At 52.2% G+C, this 5,872-nt stretch carries 7 protein-coding genes; 1 reads left to right on the plus strand and 6 read right to left on the minus strand.

What is annotated here, in order from left to right; translation table 11 throughout:
- Positions 1–571, plus strand: a 571-nt coding sequence (locus VFU50_14730; GenBank protein HEU5234116.1) for a rod shape-determining protein, incomplete at its 5' end; no start/stop codon positions are given.
- Between the two features lie 1,610 nt (positions 572–2,181).
- On the opposite strand, the gene VFU50_14735 is transcribed toward VFU50_14730, so the two are convergent.
- The 6 genes from VFU50_14735 to VFU50_14760 form a co-directional block, all read right to left on the minus strand.
- Entirely contained in the window at positions 2,182–2,385 is a 204-nt protein-coding gene (locus VFU50_14735; protein ID HEU5234117.1) for a hypothetical protein, read from the minus strand.
- 130 nt (positions 2,386–2,515) lie between these two features.
- Positions 2,516–2,845, minus strand: a complete 330-nt coding sequence (locus VFU50_14740) for a hypothetical protein (GenBank protein HEU5234118.1) — start codon at positions 2,843–2,845, stop codon at positions 2,516–2,518.
- Positions 2,842–3,072: a hypothetical protein gene (locus tag VFU50_14745; GenBank protein HEU5234119.1), complete on the minus strand. Its 231-nt coding sequence runs from the start codon at positions 3,070–3,072 to the stop codon at positions 2,842–2,844. The genes VFU50_14740 and VFU50_14745 overlap by 4 nt, the downstream gene beginning before the upstream one ends.
- Positions 3,073–3,103: 31 nt before the next feature.
- Positions 3,104–3,922 (minus strand): hypothetical protein, encoded by an 819-nt coding sequence (locus VFU50_14750; GenBank protein HEU5234120.1) that lies wholly within the window; start codon positions 3,920–3,922, stop codon positions 3,104–3,106.
- A complete protein-coding gene (locus VFU50_14755; protein HEU5234121.1) occupies positions 3,919–4,374 on the minus strand; it encodes a hypothetical protein in 456 nt (151 codons plus the stop codon). Before VFU50_14755 ends, VFU50_14750 begins: the two co-directional genes overlap by 4 nt.
- 133 nt (positions 4,375–4,507) lie before the next feature.
- Positions 4,508–5,872 (minus strand): radical SAM protein (locus VFU50_14760; GenBank protein ID HEU5234122.1); only part of this gene is annotated, 1,365 nt, incomplete at its 5' end.

The raw sequence follows: 5,872 nt of genomic DNA on the forward strand, positions 1-5,872 counted from the left end.
CGAGCCTATAGGCAACATGGTCGTTGATATCGGAGGCGGTACGACTGACATAGCTGTGATATCGCTCGGCGGTATCGTCTATTCGCGGTCGCTACGGATGGCCGGTAATCAGATGGATGAAGCCATCACTAACTATGTAAAGCGAAAATATAACTTACTCATCGGTGAGCGCACTACCGAGCAAGTCAAAATTGAGATTGGAAGTGCTTACCCGCTGGAGAAACCTCGTACCATGGAAATCAGAGGTCGTAATCTCGTTGAGGGTGTGCCCAAAGCAGTCACATTAGATGACATCGAGATTCGAGAATCATTGGCGGAATGCGTCTCTACCATCATGAACGCGATTCGGGCGGCGCTAGAGCGTACCCCACCCGAACTTTCAGCGGACATTAGTGATCGTGGCATCCTTTTGACGGGGGGTGGGGCATTGCTGGAGAATCTGGATAAGCGCATTCGGGAAGAGACCGGACTTCCAGTTTCCATCGCAGATGACCCTCTTTGTAGTGTAGGGCTGGGCGTGGGACAAATGCTCGGCGACTTCCGATTGCTGAGAAAAGTCTCGATAGATTAAGCCCTTGCCACTCGCGTGTCGAGGATAGTATTAAGGCAACTATCCTTTTGCGTGCGGGGCTCTCAACTTTCGGCGATGCGCTGCCTTCAATCTCTTTTTCCTGGCAAGCTTTTGCGCAGCATGCTGGTCTTTGCGGAGTGCCCGCCCGTTAGTTGCTCGATCAGTGGATCCAGCTACCCTCGCGCTTTCAGAAACGACATCCTTACCAGCCGACTTACCTTGGCTTTCTTTTTGTTCTTCATCGCGCATTAGTGGAATTTCCATATTGTCTCCCCATCCAGCAGGTTACAGATCAAGTATTGCGCTGATCGCGATTTAGAAATCTTGTATGTCGCACTCATAGTGATCTTTTATTCCCCGGCATCGATAAGCTCCTCGGTGTGGTCTGGATGTGACTTGGCGATACGGGTGCCAAACAAAACAGCTCTCGTTTGTCGTTCGCGTGCTGTGGGACCCGCCTCCGGATAACGATAGAAGATACGATAGCTGCATTCGCAGCCCGGACACCGCACGACGTGTGCTGAAATAAAACCTTCAGCCCGTAGAGCAATAAACATTTCGCCTGCCCGGATCTTGGCGGCTACAACATTCGACAACTTACCTACGTCCTGTTTTGCGTTCAGCGAATATCCTCTGCGTTCTGTCGGCGGTTTCAAGCCCACGATTACTTTCTCGGCGGCGCTTCGGCAGGAAGTGCCCGGAGTTCCGCTTCGGGTAGAAGAGAACGGTTGCAATAGCCGATCCCCTCAGTGCAGGCCTTGAGATTTCGTTGGTGATCTCTCGCCTCCAATGCGGTCGTCTCACTCTTAGTAAGGTCGCTAAAGTTGCATGTACCCTTGCCTTGTCTGCAATCTGTCAGGTTGCGCTCGTGCTCCAGCGCGAGCACTTGCTTCAGTTCCATCGGGGACAAGTTCGAATGATCGCAAGCTTCCCAGCCATTCTGGCAATTGTCGGCATTCCTGTGATGCTCGAATGTTTGCACCAGCCTGAAGTCCGAAGGTGTAAGTTTTGAGTAGTCGCAGAGATCCCAACCGTTCTTGCAGTTCGAGAGGTTTCGCTGTTCTGCCGCGTGGATTACCTGGTTGCGTTGAGCGGAGGTGAGCCGTGAAGTGTCGCAAGTACCGAGATCGTCCATACAATCGGAGCGATTCCGCTCGAGTTCGCCGGCGGAGACTCTGATCGCTTCCCGGCGACTCAGTTTCGAATGATCGCACGACTGCAAACCAAGCATGCATTCTGAGACATTACGTTGGTAGTTCGCAACGGCCACCGAATTCGCTTCTGCGGGAGTGAGCTGCGACGGATCACAGGAGGCTAATCCGTTCCTGCAATCATCAATATTCTTGAAATGACGTGCTCTGCCGACATCGGCGGCTTCAGTGGGCGAGAGAGTAGCGCGATCGCACAATGACCAGCCATCTTTACAAGCTGCTAGATTTTGATCGTGAGGAGACATTTGTGCGATGGCCGCAACCTGAAACAGTGCGAAGACAGTTGTCAGACATCGCATCGTATTGCGCACCTTAGTGATCATATCCGGCCACTTTTTTGGAACATTTAGAATCGGCGCAAGATCCTCACAGGAAATTACTTGATATTGGAATTGCCGCCTACATCGCTCTCGCGCGGGAAGCCTCCTGAGCGATTTCATTACGATCTTTGCAATGCAGAGAATGCTTCATCCAGTCTATGCAGTCGTGGACCCGCACCTCGGTAATATCGAGATCGTTGGCGATCTCGCTGTCACTCAGGCCGCGCCCCATCAAACGATAGACAGGACCAAGAATCCCTATTTTTTCCCAAAATACCTGCATAGCTTTTACTCGTCTCAGTATGGACTCTTATCGCGCACGCGATCTGGTCAAAACAGCTCACAGCGCCTAAAGTGCCAATCTCGGGTTGTGAGTTATTGGCTCAATGGAAATTAGAAACGAGGTTTTGCGGTCAGCCGGCCTGGCCAGGAAGTACCACTGCGGAATTGGCTCCGCCGTCGTCATCCAGGCGCGACATGGCTTTCTCGTCTTCTTGTATTGAATCAGGATTTGCTGATGCTGAAGCGGGTGTCGCACACTCATGCACTTCGGTGATCTGGCGCAGGTGGTGCATTCCGGCAAAAACATCATCTATTGACGTGAATGGTCCATACCATTTGCCGAATATGCGGTCCCTTCCGTCGAGATTTCCTTCGCCGGCATTGCACTGTTCACATTCGGAAATGTGGATCGTCAGCTTGTGACGATGTACTTGCCGGTCTTCATACGCGTATAGAATCATTTCGCCTCCAACTGTCGGCTTTCATTTTCCGGGCTCTCGTCCCGATCGCGTCCATTGTTCTCTCGCTCAGTCAACATCTCTTCGACTACTTCAAGATAGCGGCTATCCAGTGCGTCTTTGGCGCGGCGTTCTCTAAAATCATCGAGAATCAGCTTCCGTTCAGACTGAACCTTGGAATCACACCTACTTTGAAAGCTCTTCGGCTTTGGTTTACGCATCCTAGCCATTCTGAGGATTAACCCTTCTGCTGCAGACAACTTACTGTTTGGCCGTAGCCGCCAGAAGCGTTTCGCTAAGGTCGTAGTTGTCATAGTCGATGTTCAAGACAGCCTTACCCCCAAACCGTACCGCAGTCGTAGTGTGATTGTTGGATGGCATCCAGAAATGCCCGGCTTTAACGTATGTCTGAAGGATCTGGCTTTTCTTTGTCCAAAAAGAGGGGGTTTTTGCCGGCTGAGCTTCGATACGCCGGACAGCAAAATCGGTAGCATCCACCCAAATTGTCCCGCGATACAGAAATTTATTGTTGATCTTTGGGCGAACAGACAAAACGTAGCACGATCCTTCCGAGGTGCGATCGAACTTTATCAAGGTGAAGTCGTAATTGAGCTCATTCAGCGCGCCTTCCTGGCGGTTCTTAGCGTTGAGAGCCTCCTCCTCACTCTCTAACAACTTATGTAAGACTCGATTGATTAAAAGCTTGGAGCCGCTCTCGGAGACGATAGTAAATTTCTTTGTTGAGGGAGCCCGATAAACGACCTTAACTATCATTTGTGACTGGAGGTCTCCAGGAAATCCGTGATAGTCCAATCGATACGTACGCCGGCCTGTATAGCTCTCCAACGCCTTCGATCGCTCGGCATTGCTTGCAACGAGATTCGCTACTACCTGAGAAACAGATAGGTTGCTGGCTTGAGTCTGGCTCACAGGAGAAACGGGCCGTATCTCCTGGGCAAGCAAAAAAACCGGAGCAACAGCCACACACAGAGACAGGAGCAGTAATCTTGGTCGAGTCTTCAATACGTTGAGGCGGAATATCCAGCGCTCGTGGCGATATTCTGGTGCTTCAGCCATCATTCCCCAAGAGGATCTTCATCGTCCCAAGTCGCATATTGCCACGGCCAGGAAATCGTGAGCAGGAATGCGCTCTCTCTTATGGCTTCGACGTCGTATGGAATTGACGAATCCAGCGCAAGCAATCCTGCAACCGGCAGTTCGACCATGTTCTCGTTTCGAATTCGTACTCGGATGCGTCCCGAGATCGTCTGGATCGAGATTCTTGCATTTGCCCGATGCTCTGTCAGACTGGTTTTGCCCTTCATAAGAACTAGAACGATGCGAAAATCCTGCTGCTTGACGAGCGTCCTGGAACTGCGACCTACTCCTCGTCGCCACGATTCTTCCTTGCGGAGCAATCGTATTTCCTGACGAAGATCGAACTGCGAGATCGAAATCGCCAGTTCTGGCAAGCGACTCAGATGGGTGGTGCCTACGTTATCTGAGACTTCATTTTTTGAATTTACAATCACTCTGCCATCCCATGCGCAGCCATGTGTCCTATTACACGCAGCCCCGGTTCGTCCTGCTGAGCAAAAGAGAACAGTAGATAGAGCAAGTGCGTTGCTGCCAGGCATCTCGTCCGTTTGGTTTGGAGCCGCCGTGCTAGTCTGAGCGTTGGTTGAGGATTGACCTCAGAGAGCTGTTCATTGACGCCGGTATTTTCCTCGTCGTACTTAGCTGCAACTGTGGCATCGGTTTGGCCTGGAATAGACGACGACAGGGTTTCGCCAGCCATCTCGCCACTTTGGTTGCGCGGCTTCTTCGCGCGCTGTCTGTGGTGATGCCGGTGTTGGCATACATTTGCCGGTAGAGTTTCGAGATGAAAACTAGAATGAGCCGAGCCTTAAAGGAGGTGGCGCAGCTTGACCGCTTCCAGATGGAAGCGAAGCTGTAGAAGCGATCCCAGACCTCCTGAGTTCTCCGACGCAGCTCGTCCGAGCTCATCGTTGGATGCGGCATGAACATCTTGGGCCTGATTTCCGGAGGGATGAGCCAGTACCTTGTGAGGGGGATTTCTCCCACATTTGGCAGTTGTTTGCTTTGAGTTTTCTCCCAGCGCTCGAAGTCGACGGTTCCCGGGAAGGGTGTGAGCATCACGAATTGGGCAAACGCCAAGTTGGCTCGTTGCGCCACTTGAAGAGTTGCGTCGAATGTGTCTTTTCGATCGGTCGGCAATCCGAAAATGAACGACCCGAGGATATGCACTCCATGCGAACGAAAGGCTTGCAGCTGGCGAACCAGGTTTTCTCCAGACTGATTAAAGTCCTTGTAAACGGACTTCAGTCCTTCTGGAGTAACCGCCTCAACTCCGACCAGCGCTCCTTTAATATTGGCGCGTTTCATGGCCATGAGAAATTGAGGATCTTCAGCGGCTTCCATTGTGATCTGGGTAAAGAAATTCATGTCTGCTGGAAGCTCAGCGAATCGATCCATCAGTTCGAATCGTTCTTCACGAATCGCTCGCAATTGCGAAACTCTTGCGTGATTGTTTTGCCGCTCGGCAAGTTTCAAATCGGTAAGGGAAACAGGATAGAAATTGTCGTCGGCAAGAGCTATGAACCTGAATCCCCTTCGACGGAGATCGACGGTTTCGTCCACCACAGCATCCGTCGAACGCTGTCGAGGTCGTTGTCCGTCGGTTCGCCATACTGAGCAAAATGAGCAATGCTTGGGGCAGCCGCGGACCGTCTGCACCGAGGCCCACATGTATCGGTTCGGCGGCAGAAGGTCCCACCGTGCTGCTTTGAACTGGCTTGCCTCCACGCGGCCGCCTTCGTACATTTTCTTCAATCGGCCATTCGCGCAATCTGTGAGCGCCATTCCCCATGCGAGATCGCCGTCTCCGCGCACCACCGCGTGGGCGCCGCCGCGCTCGAATGCTTCTTCGGGATAGAGCGTTGGGTGGACTCCACCAAAGATCACCGAGGCGCCACGTTCGCGTGCGAGGCGTCCTACCGTGTACCCGCG

The sequence above is a fragment of the Terriglobales bacterium genome (genome assembly GCA_035764005.1).
Lineage (GTDB): Bacteria > Acidobacteriota > Terriglobia > Terriglobales > Acidobacteriaceae > Gp1-AA112.

Coding starts and splice junctions, on each gene's coding strand:
- VFU50_14750 (HEU5234120.1), bottom strand. CDS start 3,922: ATGATGGCTGAAGCACCAGAATATCGCCACGAGCGCTGGATATTCCGC.
- VFU50_14745 (HEU5234119.1), bottom strand. CDS start 3,072: ATGGCTAGGATGCGTAAACCAAAGCCGAAGAGCTTTCAAAGTAGGTGT.
- VFU50_14735 (HEU5234117.1), bottom strand. CDS start 2,385: ATGCAGGTATTTTGGGAAAAAATAGGGATTCTTGGTCCTGTCTATCGT.
- VFU50_14740 (HEU5234118.1), bottom strand. CDS start 2,845: ATGATTCTATACGCGTATGAAGACCGGCAAGTACATCGTCACAAGCTG.